Annotated in this window: 18 protein-coding genes and 2 pseudogenes; 15 read left to right on the top strand and 5 right to left on the bottom strand. The window is 72.0% G+C overall.

What is annotated here, in order from left to right; all coding sequences use genetic code 11:
- Window positions 1–1,032 precede the first annotated feature (1,032 nt).
- A complete protein-coding gene (locus BIV23_RS20455) occupies window positions 1,033–1,872 on the bottom strand; it encodes a patatin-like phospholipase family protein (protein WP_071382355.1) in 840 nt (279 codons plus the stop codon).
- Window positions 1,873–2,045: 173 nt separating this feature from the next.
- On the opposite strand from BIV23_RS20455, the gene BIV23_RS20460 reads away from it, so the two are divergent.
- The gene (locus BIV23_RS20460) at window positions 2,046–2,702 is read left to right on the top strand and encodes a TetR/AcrR family transcriptional regulator (RefSeq protein ID WP_071382479.1); all 657 of its coding nucleotides are present in this window, start codon (window positions 2,046–2,048) and stop codon (window positions 2,700–2,702) included.
- Between the two features lie 34 nt (window positions 2,703–2,736).
- On the opposite strand, the gene BIV23_RS20465 is transcribed toward BIV23_RS20460, so the two are convergent.
- Entirely contained in the window at window positions 2,737–4,254 is a 1,518-nt protein-coding gene (locus BIV23_RS20465; protein WP_245790585.1) for an AMP-binding protein, read from the bottom strand.
- A 568-nt stretch (window positions 4,255–4,822) separates the two neighbouring features.
- Between BIV23_RS20465 and BIV23_RS20470 the strand changes: the two genes are divergently transcribed.
- From BIV23_RS20470 to BIV23_RS20530, 13 genes are all read left to right on the top strand, one after another.
- Window positions 4,823–5,164 (top strand): ArsR/SmtB family transcription factor, encoded by a 342-nt coding sequence (locus BIV23_RS20470; RefSeq protein ID WP_071382356.1) that lies wholly within the window; start codon window positions 4,823–4,825, stop codon window positions 5,162–5,164.
- Window positions 5,161–6,912 (top strand): SulP family inorganic anion transporter, encoded by a 1,752-nt coding sequence (locus BIV23_RS20475; RefSeq protein ID WP_071382357.1) that lies wholly within the window; start codon window positions 5,161–5,163, stop codon window positions 6,910–6,912. The genes BIV23_RS20470 and BIV23_RS20475 overlap by 4 nt, the downstream gene beginning before the upstream one ends.
- Window positions 6,909–7,322 carry a pyridoxamine 5'-phosphate oxidase family protein gene (locus BIV23_RS20480; RefSeq protein WP_071382358.1) on the top strand — a complete coding sequence of 138 codons (414 nt, stop codon included), beginning with the start codon at window positions 6,909–6,911 and terminating at the stop codon, window positions 7,320–7,322. Before BIV23_RS20475 ends, BIV23_RS20480 begins: the two co-directional genes overlap by 4 nt.
- Window positions 7,319–7,744, top strand: a complete 426-nt coding sequence (locus BIV23_RS20485) for an ATP-binding protein (RefSeq protein ID WP_071382359.1) — start codon at window positions 7,319–7,321, stop codon at window positions 7,742–7,744. Before BIV23_RS20480 ends, BIV23_RS20485 begins: the two co-directional genes overlap by 4 nt.
- 64 nt (window positions 7,745–7,808) lie before the next feature.
- The gene (locus BIV23_RS20490) at window positions 7,809–8,198 is read left to right on the top strand and encodes an STAS domain-containing protein (protein WP_071382360.1); all 390 of its coding nucleotides are present in this window, start codon (window positions 7,809–7,811) and stop codon (window positions 8,196–8,198) included.
- A gap of 61 nt (window positions 8,199–8,259) precedes the next feature.
- The gene (locus BIV23_RS20495) at window positions 8,260–8,613 is read left to right on the top strand and encodes a zinc ribbon domain-containing protein YjdM (protein ID WP_071382361.1); all 354 of its coding nucleotides are present in this window, start codon (window positions 8,260–8,262) and stop codon (window positions 8,611–8,613) included.
- A gap of 177 nt (window positions 8,614–8,790) precedes the next feature.
- Entirely contained in the window at window positions 8,791–9,141 is a 351-nt protein-coding gene (locus tag BIV23_RS20500) for an ArsR/SmtB family transcription factor (protein WP_071382481.1), read from the top strand.
- Window positions 9,142–9,419: 278 nt separating this feature from the next.
- Window positions 9,420–9,902 carry an NADH-quinone oxidoreductase subunit B family protein gene (locus BIV23_RS20505; RefSeq protein WP_071382362.1) on the top strand — a complete coding sequence of 161 codons (483 nt, stop codon included), beginning with the start codon at window positions 9,420–9,422 and terminating at the stop codon, window positions 9,900–9,902.
- The gene (locus BIV23_RS20510; RefSeq protein WP_071382363.1) at window positions 9,899–11,968 is read left to right on the top strand and encodes a proton-conducting transporter transmembrane domain-containing protein; all 2,070 of its coding nucleotides are present in this window, start codon (window positions 9,899–9,901) and stop codon (window positions 11,966–11,968) included. The genes BIV23_RS20505 and BIV23_RS20510 overlap by 4 nt, the downstream gene beginning before the upstream one ends.
- Complete coding sequence (locus BIV23_RS20515) at window positions 11,965–12,924, top strand: respiratory chain complex I subunit 1 family protein (RefSeq protein WP_071382364.1); 960 nt, start codon at window positions 11,965–11,967, stop codon at window positions 12,922–12,924. The genes BIV23_RS20510 and BIV23_RS20515 overlap by 4 nt, the downstream gene beginning before the upstream one ends.
- Window positions 12,921–13,598 (top strand): hypothetical protein, encoded by a 678-nt coding sequence (locus BIV23_RS20520; protein ID WP_071382365.1) that lies wholly within the window; start codon window positions 12,921–12,923, stop codon window positions 13,596–13,598. Before BIV23_RS20515 ends, BIV23_RS20520 begins: the two co-directional genes overlap by 4 nt.
- On the top strand, window positions 13,598–15,181 hold the full coding sequence (locus BIV23_RS20525; RefSeq protein ID WP_071382366.1) for a proton-conducting transporter transmembrane domain-containing protein: 1,584 nt from the start codon (window positions 13,598–13,600) through the stop codon (window positions 15,179–15,181). Before BIV23_RS20520 ends, BIV23_RS20525 begins: the two co-directional genes overlap by 1 nt.
- Before the next feature lie 5 nt (window positions 15,182–15,186).
- Window positions 15,187–16,668, top strand: coding sequence for a hydrogenase large subunit (locus BIV23_RS20530; RefSeq protein WP_071382367.1), 1,482 nt, complete (start codon window positions 15,187–15,189; stop codon window positions 16,666–16,668).
- 140 nt (window positions 16,669–16,808) lie between these two features.
- Here BIV23_RS20530 and BIV23_RS51980 read toward each other — a convergent pair.
- From BIV23_RS51980 to BIV23_RS20545, 3 genes and pseudogenes are all read right to left on the bottom strand, one after another.
- Window positions 16,809–17,057, bottom strand: a pseudogene (locus BIV23_RS51980) (L-tyrosine/L-tryptophan isonitrile synthase family protein); the annotation flags it as partial.
- A 180-nt stretch (window positions 17,058–17,237) separates the two neighbouring features.
- Window positions 17,238–17,908 (bottom strand): annotated as a pseudogene (locus BIV23_RS46475) (heavy-metal-associated domain-containing protein); the annotation flags it as partial.
- Between the two features lie 182 nt (window positions 17,909–18,090).
- A complete protein-coding gene (locus BIV23_RS20545; RefSeq protein WP_071382370.1) occupies window positions 18,091–18,852 on the bottom strand; it encodes a G1 family glutamic endopeptidase in 762 nt (253 codons plus the stop codon).
- Window positions 18,853–19,101: 249 nt separating this feature from the next.
- Here BIV23_RS20545 and BIV23_RS20550 point away from each other — a divergent pair, with 249 nt between their 5' ends.
- Window positions 19,102–20,070: a helix-turn-helix domain-containing protein gene (locus tag BIV23_RS20550; RefSeq protein ID WP_071382371.1), complete on the top strand. Its 969-nt coding sequence runs from the start codon at window positions 19,102–19,104 to the stop codon at window positions 20,068–20,070.
- The last annotated feature ends 198 nt before the right edge of the window (window positions 20,071–20,268 follow it).

Raw genomic sequence — 20,268 nt, forward strand, 5'->3', positions numbered from 1 at the left:
GGCCGCCTGGGGCGCCGGGGCGGAGGCCGCCGAGGCGTAGGTGATGCCGGTGACGGCGAGTGCCGCGGCGGCTCCGGCAGAGGCGGTCACCATGGTGGAACGAGCGAGCTTCATGTCGCTTCTCCCGTCTTGTCTCTCGGAGATGTCGGCTCGTCAGCCGACTGCGATCAAACGTACTCACAGCTGTCATATCGGTCATATCGAAGATTTGAGACGGGGGGCCGATCGGGGTATATGTGACCCGACCTGCCACCCAGCGAGGGGCGTGAAGTAACCGGATAAAAAGGCCTATTGAATGACTTTTAGGCCTTCCGGATCATCTACTGACGCCTGCTCACCCTCTGCCGACCGCGTGTCGCTGCGAAATCCGCACGTTGATCCGTGGTACCGGAAAGGAAGTGCCGGAGACCGCACAGCAGGCGCCGCAGGGTGGCGATGCGTCAGCCGGTCGACTGGACGGGGGCGCGATCGGTGTCGTTCAGTCAGTCACATGTGCGTGCGTGCCGCTGACGTCGGCCAACGGCACAGCCTCTTCCCACACGTCAAACGCTTCGCTGACGAACGGTACTTGAAGCAGTCCTGCTCTGTTATGCGGTCCACCCCCCGTACTGACGGCTGCTAGGGAGACCGGCCCCCTGCGATCGGGCTGCAGTCCTGGCTTTCCCCTGGAGGGAACTCACCGACCGGCAGGGGCCAGACCTGGGGTTCGAGATCCGACACGCTGAACGGCCCCGACCGGCCGGCGCCGGATCGAAGAGCGATGTGGAAGAGCCTGACCGACCAGCAGAACAGCACGTCGACCCTGGCAAGATCCGAGTGTGCCGATTGCCGACGTGTCACCCGGAGCGGGCAGGCCGAGGCGGGCTTCATGGAAGCACCCGTCGACCCTGAACCGCGCCTGGCCGTCCGGCCGACCCGCGCCCTCGCAGCTCTCGCAGCGGCAGGCCGGCGATCCGAGCCGACGTCCGGCTTGTGGCTCCGAGCCTCTCCGCCGCGCCCCGGCCTCGGCCCGCCGTGGCCGTTGCCGTCACATCACCCCTGCCAGACGTCGCCCACCGAAGGGGCCAGGGCACTGGCCTGGGCGCGGCCCGCGCGGGCGGCGGCCGGGCGACGCGTGTCGTCCGCCATGTTGCGGCCCATCGTGCGGCGCGCAGCCCGGTCCGGGGTCAGCAGGAGGACGCGCGTGCCGTCGTCGGACAGTTCCGTGGCCTGCTGCGAGGCGCTCGGATGCGGCCCGATCGCCTGCGGGATCGGCACGACCGCCAGCACTCGGCGGCATCCGCGCGCGAGCTGGAGGTTGGCGGTCGAGCGGCTGCCGCCGTCCATCCAGCGTCGGCCCGCTACGGTGACGGGGGGCCATACGACGGGTACGGCGCAGCTCGCCGCGACCGCTTCGAGGAGCGTCGCCCCGGAACGTGAGTCGAACACCTCGAGTTGTCCGGTCCGCGCGTCGACCGCGGTGATCCGCAGCTCTCGCTCGGGCCAGTCACGGACGTCGCCCAGAAGGGCGCCGACCGTGTCGAAGACCTCCGCCTCCGGGCCGGTCCGGGCGCGTCGCGCTGCCCGGGCGAGGCGTCGGACGGACCGCTCGGGATCGCGGGAACCGAGCGCCGCCCAGAGGAAGCGCGCCGTCTGACGCGCGGTCACCGGCAGTCGGACCGCGTCCGCTCCGGACAGCTGGCGCTCATACAGATCCGCAGCCGGGACACCGGCCAGGAGCCGGGATCCGAAGACGGCACCGCCGGAGGTGCCGATCACGACGTCGGCGCTGCGGAGATCGATCCCCGCCTCGGTGAGCCCTGCGAGCGCTCCGGCCAGCCAGGCCCCGCCCACCGGTCCGCCGCCGCCGAGCACGAGTGCGGTGTCGGGCATGTCTCCCCCTTACCTGTGCACAGCATTCCGTGAACCGCATGCCCGTGGACGGCCGCGAACGGCGCGTCTGGCGGGAAGCGGAACGGGGAACCGTCCCCGCTTGCGATGGTTGACGATAACATCCGTACCGGGGAACGCTCCCCGGTACGGGAATCGAGGTGAAGGGAGACATCATGGGTGACCGTCCGCCGGTAGGACGCCGCGATGCGCTGCGCAATCGGAAGCTGCTGACGGACAAGGCCCGCGAGGTCTTCGCCGAACAGGGCCTGGATGCCCCCCTCGATGACATCGCCCGGCGGGCGGGCGTGGGCAACGCCACCCTCTATCGCCACTTTCCGAACCGTGCCGCGCTGGTCGACGAGGTCTTCCGGGATGCGCTCACCGAAACCACAGCGGCGGGCGACCGGGCACGAACCGCGGAAGACGCGTGGACGGGACTGACGGAATACCTGCGAACCGTCTTCGCGGGCCTGGCGGCAGACCGCGGCACCAACGACCTCATGACCACGCACCTCGAAGGCGTCACCTCCCTGGAGGCGATCCACGCCCACAACCGCACCACCATCGACGGACTGATCCGGCGCGGTCAGGAGCAGGGCACCATCCGCCCCGACGTGACCACCGAGGACCTGCTCTTCGCGCTGGCAGCACTGGGCCGGGCTGTTCCCGCACTCACCACGGTCGCCCCGGATGCCTGGTCCCGCCCGCTCGCCCTCCTCCTCGACGGCCTTCGCGCCCGCCCGGCCGCGCCCCCTCTGCCGACGCCGGCCCTCACGTCCGACCATCTCGGCACGGTCCTGCTCAATCTGGGCCCTCACAGGCGGCGTTGACCAGGTTCCCGCCCCACACGGGGCCATGCCGGCTTCAGTGAGGGTGCGGGTTGCCGGGGCTCGCGAGGGCGGAGCCCGTGGCCGTGTGGCCTACGACGACGAGGTTGGCGTCTTCGGTGAGGCGGGCGAGGTGATCGGTCTTGCAGAAGCCGTCGGGGGTGAAGGACCGGGTGTTCTGGTCGGGGGCTTTGTAGTAGCCGCGCAGGGTGCAGGGGCCTCGGGTCCAGAGCTGTCCGGGAGTGCCTGGCGGTACGTCGGTGCCGTGCGAGTCGGTGATGCGGATCTCGTCCCCGGGCGAGAGGGGGCGACCCTGCGTGTGCTGGATGACATCGTCGGTGTCGGTGAGGCGGGTGAGGGTGAGCAGTCCCTCGGCCATCTCGAAGACCTGTTGGACGCGGCAGTCGAAGGCCGGTGGGATGCGCGCCGTCAGTTCGGGGTGGGGGCGTGCGCCGCCGGTCTGGATGAGGCGCAGGCCGGAGAGGTCGTACGGGCCGTCGAGGAGGGCGTCCAGCCACCGGTGCGCGACGGCGGGGACGAGGGAGGTGACGGTCACCTTCTCCGTCTCGATCGCTCGGAAGGCGGCGGGATCCGGGTCGTCGATCAGGTCGATCAGTACGACGGTGCCGCCGGTGGCGAGGGTGCCGACGATGCCGGGGCAGCCGAAGGTGAGGTTGGACGTGGCCGGGAGGGCCGCGAGGTAGACGTCTTCCGGGCCGAGGCCGATCAGTTCGGCTGCGGCTCGGGTCTGGTAGGCGTAGTCGTTGTGGGTACGCGGGACGAGCTTCGGTGCGGCTGTGCTCCCGCCGGACAGCAGGAAGAACGCGACGTCGTCGGGGTTGTACGTGCGGTCCGGGTCGCGCGGCGCGTCGAGGGAGCGAAGGGGGAAGAACAGGCATCCGCTGGCTGCGGTGGTGAAGCCTCCGTGGATGCCTCGGGTGCCTTCGGGGTCGTCAAGGGTGAAGGCACGGCGCAGACGTGGATTGCCGACGCTGATCTCCGCGGCCATCGCGGCGTGGTCGAAGCCGTGGTGGATGCTGGGGCCGATGTACGCGGCGGCTTCGGTGAGACGTGCGAGACATCCGATCTCGTCGGCGCGGTGGGAGGTGGGCGCGAACACCGGAAGGGCGCCGGCCCGCATCAGGGCGTAGACGGTGATGACGAACTCGGGCACGTTCGGCAGTTGGACGATCGCCCGGTCGCCGGGACGGATGCCCCGCAGCGTGAGCCCGGCCGCCACGCGGTCGACGCGGCGGTTCAGTTCGCGGTAGGTGAGGCGACGGTCGCCGTGGACGAGGGCCGTGCGCGTGGCGTACGTGCGGGCGTGCTCGGCGAGGAGTTGCGGGAGGGCGGCGCCCCGGTAGTAACCGTGGTCGTAATAGCGGCCGTTGCTCTCGGGCAGGAGCGGGGTGCAGCCGTCCAGCATGGTGCGGACTCCTTCCTGGTGGCGTGGATCGCCGACCGTGCGTACGCGTCCCGCGTGGTCCGTTTCCGTCTGCGCCGGCAGATCGTCAGTGTCGTGGATACGGTCCCGGATCGGGCAGTAGAGGATCATCCGAGGAACTGCCCGGTGCAGCGGTGTGGTCGCCCAACGGCCCCGTGCAGGACCGCGCGAAGCGTGCCCATCGGTCCTTGCGTGCAGGGATGACGTGCAGGGATATGGTGCCTCTGTGGAGCGGATGGCCGGCAACTCCCATTGCCCATGGGGTCGTTGGCCGCCGTCGTGGCACACGACGGACACCCCGGCTGCGGCGCCCTTGCGTCTGAGGACACCCCCGTGCCCTACATCCTCGGCACCGGCGACTTCGAGGAAGCCGAGCCCGAAGACGGCCCGCGCGCGCTCCGGAGGAACCGCCGGTGCAGTCGCGGCCGACCGAGTCCGACCTCATGCTGCGCCGCTCCTACGAGGAGGACTTCGGCTCCTGCGGTCAGGCGCCCGGGCTGTCGGGCCGGACGGGCTGAAACCCGCTCCAGGGGGCAGCTCTCAATGGATCGCTGAATTGCAAAATTCTGCAATTGGTTAGATGCTGTATTGGCTGTGCTCGCAGGTAGTCGCGGGCGCAGCTTCTGTACGTCTGACGTCCGCCCCGCGCCCGGGGCTCTGTGAGGGAAGCTGAGGGATCGTGTCGGTTCCGCTGTATCAGGCGAAGGCGGAGTTCTTCCGGATGCTGGGGCATCCGGTGCGCATCCGTGTGCTGGAGCTGTTGCAGGACGGGGCGATGCCGGTGCGCGAGCTGCGGGCCGCCATCGAGGTGGAGCCTTCCAGCCTCTCGCAGCAGCTGGCGGTGCTGCGCCGCTCGGGGATCGTCACCGCCACCCGGACCGGCTCGACGGTGACGTACGAGCTGGCCGGCGGCGATGTGGCCGACCTGATGAAAGCCGCGCGGCGGATCCTGACCGAGATGCTCGCCGGGCGCAACGAACTGCTGGCCGAGCTGCGGGAATCCGAGGTCGTCACCCGATGAGCACATCTCTCGGCCGGGCGGTCCGGTCGCGGATCACCTCGCTGCTGCCGTCCCCCGCCGATGTGGCCCGGATTCGACGTGATCCGCGCCGGGACCTGCTCGCCGGTCTCACCGTGGCGATCGTCGCCCTGCCCCTCGCCCTCGGTTTCGGGGTGTCGTCCGGGCTGGGCGCCGAAGCGGGTCTGGCGACCGCCGTGGTCGCGGGCGCGCTGGCCGCCGTGTTCGGCGGGTCGAATCTCCAGGTGTCGGGGCCGACCGGCGCCATGACGGTCGTCCTGGTGCCGATCGTCGCCCGGTACGGTCCGACCGCCGTGCTCACGGTGGGGCTGATGGCCGGCGTGATGCTCGTCGTCCTCGCCCTGTTCCGGGCCGGTCGCTACATGCAGTACGTGCCGGCGCCCGTGATCGAGGGCTTCACCCTCGGCATCGCCGGGGTGATCGGGCTCCAGCAGGTGCCGAACGCGCTCGGCGTGCCCAAGCCCGACGGTGACAAGGTCCTCGTCGTCACCTGGCACGCCGTCGCGGAGTTCGTGAAGGCGCCGAACTGGACCGCCCTCGCTCTCGCGGCCTGCGTGGTCGTGCTCATGCTCGCGGCCGGGCGCTGGCGGCCGGCCGTGCCGTTCTCCATCGTCGCCGTGATCGCCGCCACCGTCGTCACTCAGGCCGCTCACCTGGATGTGAAGCCGATCGGGGAGCTGCCCTCGGGGCTGCCCGCGCCCTCACTGTCCTTCCTCGATCCCGGTGCGCTCGGCTCGCTGCTCGCTCCGGCCGTGGCGGTGGCCGCACTGGCCGCGCTGGAGTCACTGATGTCCGCGGCCGCCGCCGACGCGATGACGGTGGGGCAGCGGCACGACCCGGACCGGGAGCTGCTCGGCCAGGGGCTGGCCAACATCGCCGCCCCGCTGTTCGGCGGTGTCCCGGCCACCGGCGCGATCGCCCGCACGGCGGTCAACGTACGCACCGGCGCCGGCTCCCGGCTGGCGGCCCTCACCCATGCCGCCGTGCTGGCGGTGATCGTCTTCGCCGCGGCACCCCTGGTGTCCAGGATCCCGCTGGCCGCGCTGGCGGGTGTGCTCATCGCCACCGCGATCCGCATGGTCGAGGTCGGCTCGCTGAAGGCGATGGCGAAGGCGACCCGGTCCGATGCCCTGATACTCGTTCTCACCGCGGTCGCGACCCTCGCCCTCGATCTCGTCTACGCCGTCGTCATCGGCCTGGTCGTGGCCGGCGCGCTCGCCCTGCGGGCGGTGGCCAAGCAGGCCCGGTTCGGCGCGGTGCCCCTGGACCGCGGTGACCACACCGCCGAGGAACACGCGCTTCTGGCCCAGCACATCGTGGCGTACCGCATCGACGGTCCGCTGTTCTTCGCCGCCGCCCACCGCTTCCTGCTGGAACTGACCGAGGTGGCCGAGATCCGGGTCGTCGTCCTGCGGATGTCGCGCGTGTCGACCATGGACGCCACCGGCGCCCTCGTCCTGAAGGACGCGGTGGAGAGGCTGCGGCGGCGCGGCATCCTCGTCCTGGCCTCCGGCATACGTCCCGGTCAGCGCAGGGCCCTCGACTCCGTCGGCGCCCTCGATCTGCTGCGGCACGAGGGCCGGGAGTACGCCACCACGCCGGAGGCGATCCGGGCCGCGCGCGATCACCTGGAGCTGGCAGGTGTCGTTGCCGCCGTCCCCGCCCAGAAGACCGACCCGAAGAACACCGTCCCGAAGAGCACGGACATCTGCGAGGAAGCCGTCCGATGAGCACACCCTCCACCACCCCGCGCCTGGTCGAGGTCTCCGGCGCGGAGGCACTGTGGCTCCTGGAAACCGCACAGCTGGGGCGTCTGGTGTTCGTCCGGCGGGACGTGACCGTCGTTCGCCCCGCCCGGCACGTGTGGGAGTACGGCCGACTGGTCGTGCGCGCCCCCGTCCAGTCGGCCGCGGTCCCACCGACCGTGACCTATCAGGCGGACGACATCCGGGGAACCGTCGGCACCGGCTGGACCGTGACCGCGACCGGCTCGGCCGAGGTGATCACCGATCCGGACGAGGCCGCCCACCACCGGCGCACGCTGTCCGGCTGGACGCACGGCCCGCACGACACGCTCGTGCGCGTCCACCCGCAGACGGTCACCGGGTTCCGCCTGGTCCGGGGAGCGGAGAAGCGATGAGCACGCGGCTGGAGGCCCTGCCGCACCGGCATGTGCTCACGGTGCCGACCCTGCCGGCGGCGGTCCGGGTGGCCCGTGAGACCGCTGAGCAGGCTCTGGTGGAATGGGGCATCGGACTGCGGCACCCCATCGTGGACCCGGCCCTGCTGATCCTGAGCGAGCTGGTCACCAACAGCGTGCGGCACGCAGCGACGCACTCCCCGGAGCTCACCGTGTACTACGCCGCGGGCCGGGACTGCCTGGCCTACGGCGTCCACGACCGTCACCCCCACCAGCCCGCGCTGTACGCGTCGGTCACCGGCACCGGAAGCGGCGGTCTGGGTACCGTGATGGAGCTCGTCCTCGGCTGCGCGGGCACCGCGGTGGTCCGGGGCGACTGCGACGGCAAGGGCAAGACCATCTGGGTCACCCTGCCCTTGTGACCCCCGGCCGCACTCCCCTATGCCTCCGGCAGCACCCCGCAGCAATACAAGGAAGTTCCCCCGCATGACCATCGACTGGCGCCACACCATCGAGCAGGAGCTCGGCATCCTCTCGGTCGCCGGCTATCTCGGCCCCGACGCGGTACGCCGCTTCACCGGCGCGATCGGCTGGGTCGTCGCCCGCGGCAGCGGTCCGGTCGTCCTCGACCTGACCGAACTGCGCGGCTGGTCCGCCGAAGGCCAGCTGGCCATCACCGAGGCCGCCCGCCGGCTCGCCGGCTCCGGGCGTGGCCTGGAACTTGCCGCCATCCCGGCCGACGGCTCCCTGGTCCCGACCGCCGACTGCCCGGACATCCCGGTCCACTGCGACCTGGACGCCGCCCTCGCCGCGCACGGCCGGGGGCCGGTACCGGAGGGGCAGCAGGAGTGGCGCACCGACGGCTGGCCCGCCTGACCCCCGCCTCACGTTCGTATCGATTCACGTATCGACTCACCAAGAGAAAGACATCGGTCCCATGAGCGAAACTCTGCCTCCCTGCCCTGAATGCTCCAGCACGTTCACGTACGAGATGGGCGCCCTTCTCGTCTGCCCCGAGTGCGGTCACGAGTGGTCGTCGTCCGACGCTCCCGGCGACAGCGGCGGGGACAAGCTGATCAAGGACTCGGTCGGCAACGTGCTCGCCGACGGCGACACCGTCACCGTGGTCAGGACCCTCAAGGTCAAGGGGAGCCCGACGGGTATCAAGGCGGGCACCAAGGTGCGCAACATCCGGCTCATCGAGGACGGCGTGGACGGCCACGACATCGACTGCAAGATCGACGGGTTCGGCGCCATGCAGCTGAAGTCCAGCGTCGTCAAGAAGGCCTGAGCCCGTACGTCAGCGGCCGAGTTCGCGCACATGCAGGTGGCCGTCGAGGGGATGCGCGGGTTCGGTTCCGCCCGTGCCAGGCGCGAGGATGGGTCGCATGTTCTTGACGAGTGGGTGGATGCGATGCCGAGTGCACCGGCCGGTCAGGCCGTGCCCTGCTGGACGGGGGACGGCACGGTGAGTACGCCGCTGTACCAGCTGAAGGCCGAGTTCTTCAAGACGCTCGGCCATCCGGTCCGCATCCGTGTCCTGGAGTTGCTGAGCGAGCGCGAGCACGCGGTCGCGGAGATGCTGCCCGAGGTGAAGGTCGAGCCCTCGCACCTGTCCCAGCAGCTGGCCGTGCTACGGCGGGCGAACCTGGTGCGTACCCGCAAGGAGGGGTCGAACGTGTACTACTCCCTCGCCAGCCCGGAGGTGGCGGAGCTGCTGCGCGTGGCGCGGTCGATCCTGTCCGGCGTGCTGGCGGGGCAGGCCGAGCTGCTCGCCGACCTGAAGGCGGCCCAGCCGCAACGGAAGCCTCCGTCGTGACGCCGGCCCCGTGACCGGCGGCCGTCGCGCTCGACGGCACAGGACGGCGATCGCCTCCCGGGAGGCGGACCCGGGAGACGATCGCTCCCTCAACCCCCGATCCCCGTCCGCCATCCCCCTGCCGGCACACGAAACCGTTCCGGCCCGGTCCTGGGCCGTACAGCAAGCGGCAAAGCCTGCTGAAAATAGGCAAAACACCGGAAAAGCGTCGTAACTTCTGCCGCTGGTCGCCTGGTTGGTCACCTGCGGAAGCCCGCATCACCAGCCAGGAGAGGTACATGGGCCTGTTGCGCAAGATCCGGACCACCGGCCGGGTCGCCGAGCCCGCACCGCCACGCCCCGAAGGTCAAGTACAGCCCAGCGCACGGCAGTTGGGCGGCTCGGTCCAGGTGCGCTGCGTGGACGCGGGTTCCTGCAACGGCTGCGAGATCGAGATCGCCGCCGCGTTCAACCCGGTGTACGACGCCGAGCGGTACGGCGCCCGGCAGGTGGCCTCGCCCCGGCACGCGGACGTGGCGCTGGTGACCGGCCCGGTGACCCGGAACATGGCCGCGCCGCTGCGCCGCACCGTGGCAGCGATGGGCGAGCCCCGGCTGGTGGTCGCGGTCGGGGACTGCGCGATCAACTGCGGGGAGTTCGCCGGCGGGTACGGCGTCGAGGGCGCGGTCGCCGATGTCGTACCGGTGGATCTGGCGGTGCCGGGGTGCCCGCCGGAGCCGGAGGCGATCGTGGCGGCGCTCAGGAGGGTGACCGGTCGGTGAGCGCGATTCCGGCCGCCCTCGCGACGGCCACCGCACTGGCCGCTACCGGGGCGCTGGCCGGGCTTGGCCTGCCGTACCGGCTGCGCGTCGCTGTCGTCGGTGTTCTGACAGCCGGTGTGGGCGTTGCGGGCGGCACGGCGGGTGTGGCCGCGCTGGGCGGAAGCCGGTGGAGGGCCGTCTACTCCGGGCTGGTGCCGCTGGCCGGGGCGCATGTGGCGGTGGATGCGCTGGCAGGACTGTTCATGGCCGTGGCGGGGGCGGTCCTGGCCGCGGTCGCGGTGTACGGCATCGGGTACGCGACCGGGCACGGCGCGCACGGGCTCGGCTCGCGCACAGCGCAGGCGGTGCTGCCGGTGTTCGCGCTCAGCCTGGTTCTCGTACCGGTGGCGGCGGCGGTGTCCACGTTCCTGCTGCTGTGGGAGCTGATGGCGCTCACCTCGTTGTTCCTGGTGCTGGCCGAGCACCGAGGGGGGCACCTCCCGCTCGGGCGAAGCCGAGAGCGGGGGAGCCCGTCCGTACGGCAGGCGGGCACCTGGTACGCGGTGATGACCCACCTCGGGCTGGTGCTGCTGCTGGCCGGGTTCGCGCTGTTCGCCGCGCAGGCGGGCGGGGAGACCTTCGCGACGCTGCGAGCGGGCGCACACGGCATCCCGCCGACCGTGCGCGGGCTCGTCTTCGTTCTCGTGGCGCTGGCGTTCACCTCGAAGGCGGGCGCCGTCCCGCTGCACGCCTGGCTCCCCCGTGCCCATCCCGAAGCGCCCAGTCCCGTCTCGGCGTTGATGAGCGCCGCCATGGTCAATCTCGGCATCTACGGCCTGGTCCGCACCGGGCTCGATCTGCTGGGCGGTGGTCCGGCGTGGTGGTGGCTGGGGCTGCTGGCGATGGGCGGGGCAAGCGCCGTGTACGGCATCTTGCAGGCGGCGATGGCGTCCGACCTCAAACGGCTGCTGGCGTACTCGACCAGCGAGAACATGGGGCTGGTCCTGACCGGAGTCGGGGCGTCCGGGCTGTTCGCCGCGCACGGCGACAAGCCGCTGGCCGCGCTGGCCCTGGCGGCGGCGCTGCTGCACGTGGTCAACCACGCGGCGTTCAAGGCCCTGTTGTTCTGCGCGGCCGGATCGGTGCTGCGGGCCACCGGTCTGCGTGATCTGGACCGGCTGGGCGGGCTGCGTGCCCGGATGCCCGTCACCGCCGCCCTGTTCGCGCTCGCCGCGCTCGGCGCGGTGGCGCTGCCGCCGGGCAACGGCTTCATCAGTGAGTGGCTGCTTCTGCAGTCCCTCGTCCACGGCCTGGCGGTGCCCGGCGTCGCGGTCGCCGTCGTACTCCCCCTGTCGGTGGCGCTGATCGCGCTGTCGACCGGGATCGCCGCGGCCGTGTTCGTCAAGGCCCTCGGTGTCGGATTCTTCGCCCGGCCGCGCGACGAGCGGGCGGCTGCGGCGCGGGAGGCACCACCGCTGATGCTCGCCGGGATGACCCTGCTCGCCGCCGGAGTCGTGGCGCTGGCGCTGGTGCCGGGCCTGCTCGGGCACGGACTCGACCGGGCCGTGGGCGCCGTCGGGCTGCCCGGCAGCGGGGCGCTCACCTGGGGCGGGCTCGGGGTACGGCTGACGGACATCTCCGCCCGGTTGGAGCCGCTGTGGGTGGTGGCCGCCCTCACCGCCGCGATCGTGCTCGCGACCGGCCTGCCCCGGCTCTACGGACGGCGTCGGCGGCGCGTGAACGCCCGGCTGTGGGATTGCGGGGGCGGGGCGCCGACCCCGCGCATGACGTACACGGCGACCTCGTTCGCCGAGCCACTGCAGCGCGTCTTCGACGACGTCCTCGCCCCCGAGCAGGACGTGGACGTCACCCCGGTGCGCGAGTCGGCGTACCTGGTGGAACGCGTGCGCTTCCAGCACCGGGTCCCCGACCGGATCGAGCACCGCCTGTACGAGCCGGTGCTGCGCGCGCTGGCCTCGACCGGGCGGGCGGCCCGGCGCCTGGCCGGCGGCAGTGTGCACCTGTATCTCGGCTACGGCTTCGCCGGGCTGGTCGTCCTGTTGCTGGCACTGGTGGTGGGCTGGTGAGGAACACGATCGGGTACGCGGCCGTCGTCGGCCAAGTGGTGGTCCTGGCGGCGGGGGCGCCGCTGCTGACCGGGTGGATGCGGCAGGTGCGGGCCCGGCTGGAGGGCCGGGCCGGCGCCGGGGTGCTCCAGCCCTGGCGGGACACGCGCAAACTGCTGCGCAAGGAGCCGATCACGCCGGTGGGGACCGGCCCCGCGTTCCGGGCCGCGCCCGCCCTGCTGGTCGCCACCACCGTGGTGGCTGGCGCGCTGGTGCCGCTGCTGTCCACCGACACCCCGGTGAGCGGGCACGCCGACCTGATCGTCGTGGTGGCACTGGTCTCGCTCGGCACCCTGGCCCTCGCCCTGGCCGGGCTGGACACCGGCACGGCGTTCGGCGGGATGGGCGCCTCGCGGGAGATGACGGTCGCCTCCCTGGTGGAGCCGACCCTGCTGCTGTCGGTGTTCGCGCTGTCGATACCGGCCGGGACCACCAACGTCCCCGCGATCGTCTCCGGAGCCATCCACTCCCCGGCCCGCCTCGCCTCCCCCGCCGGGCTGCTGGCCGTGGCCGCCCTCGCGGTCGCCGTGCTCGCGGAGACCAGCCGGATCCCGGTCGACAACCCCTCGACCCACCTCGAACTGACCATGATCCACGAGGCGATGGTGCTGGAGTACGCCGGGCCCGACCTCGCGCTGGTGGAACTCGGCGCGCAGATGCGGCTGACCCTGCTGCTGGGCTTGCTGTCCTCCCTGTTCGTGCCGTGGGGCATCGCCACCGGCCTCTCCTGGACGTCCCTGGTCGTGGCGGCGGTGCTGTTCGCGGTCAAGGTGGCCGTCCTGGGAGCCGTGCTGGCGGCGGCCGAGGTGTTCTGGGCCAAGGTGCGCCTGTTCCGCGTTCCGGAACTGCTCGCCGGCTCCTTCCTCCTCGCGCTGCTCGCCGTGACCGCCTCGTACTTCCTGAACGGAGCCTCATGAGCGCCGGCCTCTACACCCAGCTCCTCGACCTGGCCTGCGGCGCCTTCCTCCTGGCGGCCGTCCTCGTGCTGTGGGGGCGCGAACTCGCAGCGATCGTCCGGGTCTTCGCCCTCCAGGGCGTCGCGCTGGCCGCCGTCGGCCTGCTGCTCGGCGCCCACGAGGCACGGTGGGACCTGATCCTGGTGGCCCTTGCCGTGGGGGTGCTGCGCGCGGGCGTCCTGCCGTACCTGATCCGGCGTGCCCTGGCCGTGTCGGCCGCCGACCGTGGCAGCGACGAGGTCCGCGAGACCCAGCCGCTGGTCAACGTCGCCGCCTCCCTGCTCACCGCGGCCCTGCTGACCCTGCTCGCCTACGCGGTCGCCCGGCCCCTGACCGAGCTGAACCCGACGCCGGCCACCCGCGCCCTGCCGGTCGGTCTCGCCGTCGTCCTGATCGGCTTCTTCGTGCTGGTCACCCGAAGGCGCGCCCTGGCCCAGGTGGTCGGCTTCCTGCTGCTGGACAACGGCATCACCGCCACCGCCTTCCTGGCCACCTCCGGTGTCCCCGTCATCGTCGAACTCGGGGTCTCCTTCGACGTACTGCTCGCGGTGCTGGTGCTGCAGATCCTCACCACGCGTGTGCGGGAGGCGTTCGGCACGACCGACATCGACGACCTGCGGGAGCTGCACGACTGATGCCGTATCTGTCACATGGGGCGGCGCTGCTGCTGACCGCCCCCGTCGCGGCACCGCTGGTCGTCGCGGCCGCCTGTGCCCTGCCCCACGCACGCATGCCTCGCCCGGCAGCGGTCCGTTCGCACGACCGGCTCCCGTCGGTCCCGGCCGCGGAACCCTTTCCCGCGCAGCCGCGGCATCGTCATCCGGCGGACTGGGCCGGGCTCGTCCCGCCCGTCGTGATCGTGCTGTGCGGGAGTCTGCTGGCGGTGGACGTCCTCGGTGCCGGACCCGTCTCCGCCTGCTCGGGGCTGCTGCGCGCCGATGCCCTGACCGCGTGGATGCTGCTCGTCGTCGGCTCCGTCGCGCTCATCGCCTGCGGGGCGGCGCCCGGGTATCTGGCGGGCGAACGCGCCGCCGGACGGGCGAGCGCGCGCACCGGCTGGCACTACCAGGTGCTCGTGCAGTCGTTCCTGGCCGCGATGTGCCTGGCCGTGCTGACCGCCAACCTCGGTGTGCTGTGGGTCGCCATCGAGGCCACCACCATCGTCACCGCGTTCCTCGTCGGGCACCGTCGCACCCGCACCTCGGTGGAGGCCGCCTGGAAGTACGTGGTGATCTGCTCCGCCGGCATCGCGCTCGCGTTCCTCGGCACCGTGCTCCTCTACTACGCGGCCCGCCAGGCCGGCATCGCCGAGGCATGGGCCCTGGACTGGCCCACGCTCGCCGCCCACGCCGACCGGCTCGACCCGTCCGTCACCCGGCTCGGCATCACCCTCGTGATCCTCGGTTTCGGCGCCAAGGCCGGTCTGATCCCGTTGCACGCCTGGCTGCCCGACGCCCACAGCCAGGCACCCGCGCCCGTCTCCGCGCTCATGTCCGGGGTCCTGCTCTCCGTCGCCTTCGCAGCGATCCTGCGCTACCGGGCCATCGCCGACGCCGCCCTCGGCGCCGACTTCACACGCGTCCTGCTCGCCGGGATCGCGCTGCTCACCCTCGCCCTCGCGGCCGGTCTGCTCCTCGGTCAGCGGGACTACAAACGGATGCTGGCCTATTCGTCCATGGAACACATGAGCCTGATCGCCCTCGGTGCGGCGATCGGCAGCCCGCTGGCCCTGTCCGCCGTACTGCTGCACATCGCCGGCCACGGGCTGGCCAAGTCCGCCGCGTTCTGCGCCTCCGGCCGCATCCTCCACCTGACCGGCACCAGCAGGATCGGCCGGGTGAACGGGCTGCTCGCCCGGGCGCCGTCCGTGGGCGGGGTGTTCGGGTTCGCGGTCGTCGCGCTGCTGGCGTTTCCGCCGTTCAGCCTCTTCGCTTCCGAACTCGGCATCGCCCGCGCCGGTTTCACCGCCGGAACCGTGCTGGCCTGGGTCACTTCGGCGGCGCTGCTGCTGGTGCTCACCGCCTTCGCCGCGCTCGCCGCCCGCACCGCACGGATGCTCCTCGGCCCCGCCCCCACGGCGGCGGGCTCCCCGGGTGCGACGGAGCCGGGAATCTGGCCGCTGGCCCTGGGACTGACAGCCTGCGCCGCCCTGGGCGTGGGGCTCGGCCCGCTCACCGACCTACTGCACGCCGCCGCCCAGGCGATCGGAGACCGCTGACCCCGATGCGCACCACAGAGGACATCGCCGCCGCCGGACTGCCCCGGCGGGTCGCACAGTTGCTGACCGGCGGGCATCGCCTCGCCCTGGTCGCCGCCCATCACGACGAACGCGGCATCCGGGTGGTGTACCTGTTCGCGGCGGGGCCGCCCGACACCCGCACCGAACTGCACGTCCGCCTCGATCCCGACCGGCCCGCGCTGCCGACCCTGGCCCATCTCTCCTTCCCCGCAGGCCGGTTCGAACGCGAGATGCGCGACCTGTTCGGCATCGTTCCGCAGGACCACCCCCTGCCCCACCGTCTGGTACGGCACTTCCACTGGCCCCGCGGCTGGTACCCGATGCATCCCGACGCCGGTCCCCCGCCGCCCTTCGGCGAGCAGGAGGGTCCCTATCCCTTCCTGGAGGTCGAGGGCGACGGCGTCTACGAGATCCCCGTCGGCCCCGTGCACGCCGGGCTCATCGAGCCCGGCCACTTCCGCTTCTCCGTCGTCGGCGAGACGATCCTCCGGCTCAAGGCCCGTCTGTGGTTCGTGCACAAGGGCATCGAGAAGCTCTTCGAGGGCCGCACGATCGCCGCCGGTCTGCCGCTGGCCGAACGCATCAGCGGCGACACCACGGTCGGCCACGCCCTGGCCTACTGCCTGGCCGTCGAGGAGGCCACCGGCACCGCCGTACCCGCCAAGGCCCAGCAGGCGCGCGCGATGCTGCTGGAGCTGGAGCGGATCCACAACCACGTCGCCGACCTCGGGATGCTCTGCAACGACGTCGGCCACGGCATCCTCAACGCCCACGCCCAGCGCGTCCGCGAGCAGCTCCTGCGCCTGAACCGGCGGACCACCGGCCACCGGCTGCTGCGCGGCGGCGTCGTGCCCGGCGGAGCCGTCCTCCGGTCCGTGCCCGACCCGCGGGCCCTGGCGACGATCGGCGAGGACGTTCGCGAGATCACCGGCCTCGCCCTCGGCCACTCGACCGTACGCGACCGCTTCACCGGCACCGCCGTCCTGAAGACCCGGGCGGCACGGGAGATCGGCTGCCTCGGCTACGTCGCCCGTGCCAGCGGCCTCGCCCACGACGCCCGCGCCGCACACCCCTTCACCGACTACGGCCCACACCTCGACGTGCCCGTCCACACCGACGGCGATGTCCTGTCCCGCTTCCTCCTGCGCGCCGAGGAGATCGACATCTCCCTCGCCCTGGTCCGGCACCTGGCCGACGGCCTCACCGCCGCGCACACCGTCGTGGGCCTCTCCCCCGCACCCGGCGACCAGGTCCGTGACGGTGTGGGGCTGGTGGAGGGCTGGCGCGGCACCATCGCCACGCGCGTGGAACTCGCCGCCGACGGCACCCTGGCCCGGGTCAAACCGGTCGACCCGTCCTTCTTCAACTGGCCCGCCCTGCCCGTCGCGCTGGCCGACACGATCGTCCCGGACTTCCCCCTGACGAACAAGAGCTTCAATCTCTCCTATGCGGGCAACGACCTCTGAGGGTACGTCCGAGATCTCGGGCATGCTCGGGTTCGCCCGGTAACGGCACCTGGTCGAGGCTCAGGTGAGGAGCCGGATGGCGGGCGCGTTCTTGCTGGTGGCGGGCCCACCAGTAGTCGACGGCGGCCCGCAGCGCCGTCGCTGTCCCTGCCCTCCCGTTGGACCAGCCTGCCCCGTCGGGCCGCCCTGGCTCGGGGCATGAGAGTCCAGGGGCCGTCGGTGCGGTGGAGGGCGGCCGAGTGCCATGGGGTGGTCCACGCGTCCGGGGTGTCCGGGAGGCGGATGCCCAACGTGGCGGCGCCGCTGGGCTGGGGGTGGATGGATAGCCGTACGGCGTGCGGGTGGGGGTGCTCGGCGATCAGATCGCCCCAGGCTCGGCTGCGCCGGATGCCTCAACGGCACGAGGTCGCCCACCTGCCAGCCCGCCGCAGCACGCAAGGTCACGTCCACACCCGCCGGCAGCATGGACAACGCCCCGCCCGCGGGGACGGCGGCCTGAGTCCGCCTCGGTCCGGTAGGCCGCCACGCCGCCGGTCATACGGTCCCGGCTGAGCGCGATTCCCGCCGCGGCCGGAGGTGAGCGTGCCGGTCTTGTCCGGCACCGCCGTGTCGATGTGCTGAACCCCTCCGACGCCAGCGGCCCGCTGACGAGCACGCCCAACTGTGTGCCCCGCCCGGTCGCGGCCATGAGCGCGGTCGGTGTCGCCAGGCCCAGCGCGCAGGGACAGGCGACGACCAGGACGGCCACGCACGGGGTGATCGCGGCATGCGGATCCGTCCCGGCCCCGAGCCAGAACCCGAGCGCGCTGACGGCCAACGCCGGCACGAAGGCCACCGCGTAGGTCCACCGCCGGACTGCCCTCCACCACCTCACCGTCCATGGCCAAGCACTCTCCGGTCCGTACGACGAAGACCTGAAGAACTGCCCGGGCACCAACTCCTCGATCGGCACGAGCCGTTCGGAGCCGCCGCCGTCCCGTAGCGCGACCTCCTTGACGGCGGGTCGGGCCAGCGACCGCGGCGCGGTCCCGTGGTGCTCGGGCGGTGCGGGCAGGGTTGCCGTGTACCCGGCCTTCTCCACCGCCGCGAGCCGTTCCTCGGGGGCGATCTCCGGCGGATGGCTCGCCCGGGCCCCGGTGGCCGGACTGACGGTCGCCGTGACCCCGTCCGGCTTGCCGGGCTTCTTCTCGACCCGCCGCACGCAGGCCGCGCAGGAAGAGGGCTGCCTCGACTCGTGCATCAACCCGGTCCCGGATCACGTCGTACGGCGCCGGCCGGATCGGGCCGTACCGCTGGCGCACGTCACGCGGTTTCAAGAGTCGGCGGGTACGTCGGCCGACACCTGCGTGGCGGTGGCCGTGAGCGCCCGGACCATGCGGTCCGGGCGCTCCTTGCGCTTCCCGCGTCACCGCGGACCTGCCATCAGTAGCGGATGACCGGCGGCCGTTCGGCGGGTGTGTGCGGCGCACGGACGGTGCCGCTCGGCGTCATGGAGAAGGAGCCGCCGGACAGCGGTCCCGGCGTGTAGCCGCCGCTGGTGAAGGCCTGGGGATTCGTCGCGTCGAACGACTTGCCGTCCACCGTCACGCCCGAGAAGTCCAGCTTGCTGAAGGACGGATAGCTCTGCGTGGGGGATTCGATGACCGCTTCGGCGCTGGCGTTGTGGGCACCGAGGTTCTGGCTGACGTGTTCGGTCCAGCCCTTGGTGTTGTCGGTGAGTGTCAGCGTGTAGCTGCCGCCGCCGTTGGAGACCACCTTGGCGGTGATGCTGTCGCCTTCGGAGACGGGGTCGTTCCAGTACACCGGGGCGGCAGGGTACATCTCGTACCAGGCGGAGAGGACCGGCGACCCGCTGGAGCAGTCGGTCTGCACACCGGTCTGCTCCACCGTCTGGGAACCGTAGCCGTCCAGGCCGACCCAGGGGGCGAACAGGTCGTTGCTGCTGTTGCACGTGGCGTGCGGTTCGGTCCAGGAGCCGCTGATGGTGCCGAAGCTGCCGGTGGCGACGTATCCGCCCCAGTTGCTGTCCTGGAATCCTCCCTGGTACGGGCCAAAACCCGTACCGGTGGCGGCCGCTGACGTTCCGGCACACGCCGGGACGAGAGCGACGGCGGCGAGGAGCAGACCCGCGGCTGCCGCTCGGCCGGTGAAACGACTGTGTCTGGCTTGTGTGTTCGTGCCCATGTAACCGGTCTCCTGTGGGGGATGGAGTCGATGATCGGGGGCCTGTCAGACCGGGGTTCATCGTGGGTGTGGCCTGCGTGAACCCTCAAGAGTCAGGCGCCAACCGGAACCCGCCATGGCGAGAACATGACACAATGGCCGGGTGGTGAGTACCGCGCGTCGCGTCTCGCCACCCGAAACCGAAGGGCGGTCAGGGTGTTCCCAGCCGGTTTCCACACTGTGTCAGGCGGAGCCCAGCCGACGGCGCCCATGCGCGCGGCTTCGGGTGGTCTGCTCGAAGGCCTCGGCATTCCTGAAGCGGAACAGAACACCTATCTTCGTGTCCTCGCATCTGCGCACTGTACGACAGCCGATCTCGCCACCGAGTCAGGCATCACCGCGGGCCGCGCCGAACGGCTGCTGACCGCGCTCGCACGACAGGGCCTGGTGACCCGGCACGACGGCGTCCCGGTCCGCTGGTCGGCCACGGCCCCCGATGTCGCCGTCGAGGCGCTGCTGCTGCGCCGGGAGGAGGAACTGCTGCGCACCCGAGGCCGGGTGGGCGAGCTGATGCGGGCCTACCGGAGGGCCCAGCCACCGCAGAGCGCCGACCTCGTGGAGGTGGTCACCGGACAGGCGGCCATCGCCGAGCGCTGGCGGCAGATGCAGGACGGTGCGCGACGGCATCTCCTGCTGTTCGACAAACCCCCGCACATATCCCCCACCGACACCGAGCTGGAGCGCTCCCTGCTCGCCCGCAGCGTGCGCATCCGCGCGGTGTACGAGGCCGGCTCGGTCAGTGCCCCCGGCCGACTCGCCGAGATCCGCGAGGTCGTCGCGGCCGGCGAGGAGGCGCGGATACTGCCCGAACTCCCCTGCAAGCTGGCCATGGTGGACGATCGGTGGGCGATGCTGCCGGTGGCCACCGGCTCCGAGTTGCAGGCCGCCGTGCTGGTCCGCGCCTCGTCCCTGCTGGACGCGCTGACCGGGATGTTCGAGGCGTACTGGCATCGGGCGGTACGGGTGCCGGACGCCGGCGGACCGGCGCTCCGCGCGGGCAACCGCCGAGGGGAACTGCTGACGCTGCTGTCGGCAGGGTTCACCGACGACAGCATCGCGCGCCAGTTGGGCGTTTCACCGCGCACCGTCCAGCGCTGGGTGCACGAGGTCATGGACGACCTCGGCGCGCGGACCCGCTTCCAGGCGGGCATCCAGGCGGCCCGGGCCGGCCTGCTCTAGTACGGGGCAACGGGGCGGGGCGGGACGAGACGGCGTGTCGGGCAGCGGGGTCCAGCGCCGGCCGGAGCGAGCCGATCGCCACCGCGGCGAACGAAGGCCCGGCCCGCCGCTACGGGGGAGAGCAGCGGGCCGGGCTCCTCACGATGCCAGACTCCCCCGCCCGCTCGACAGGGGCTAAATAGCCAGAGCCACTCTGCG

It is taken from the genome of Streptomyces monashensis (assembly GCF_001866665.1).
GTDB lineage: Bacteria > Actinomycetota > Actinomycetes > Streptomycetales > Streptomycetaceae > Streptomyces > Streptomyces monashensis.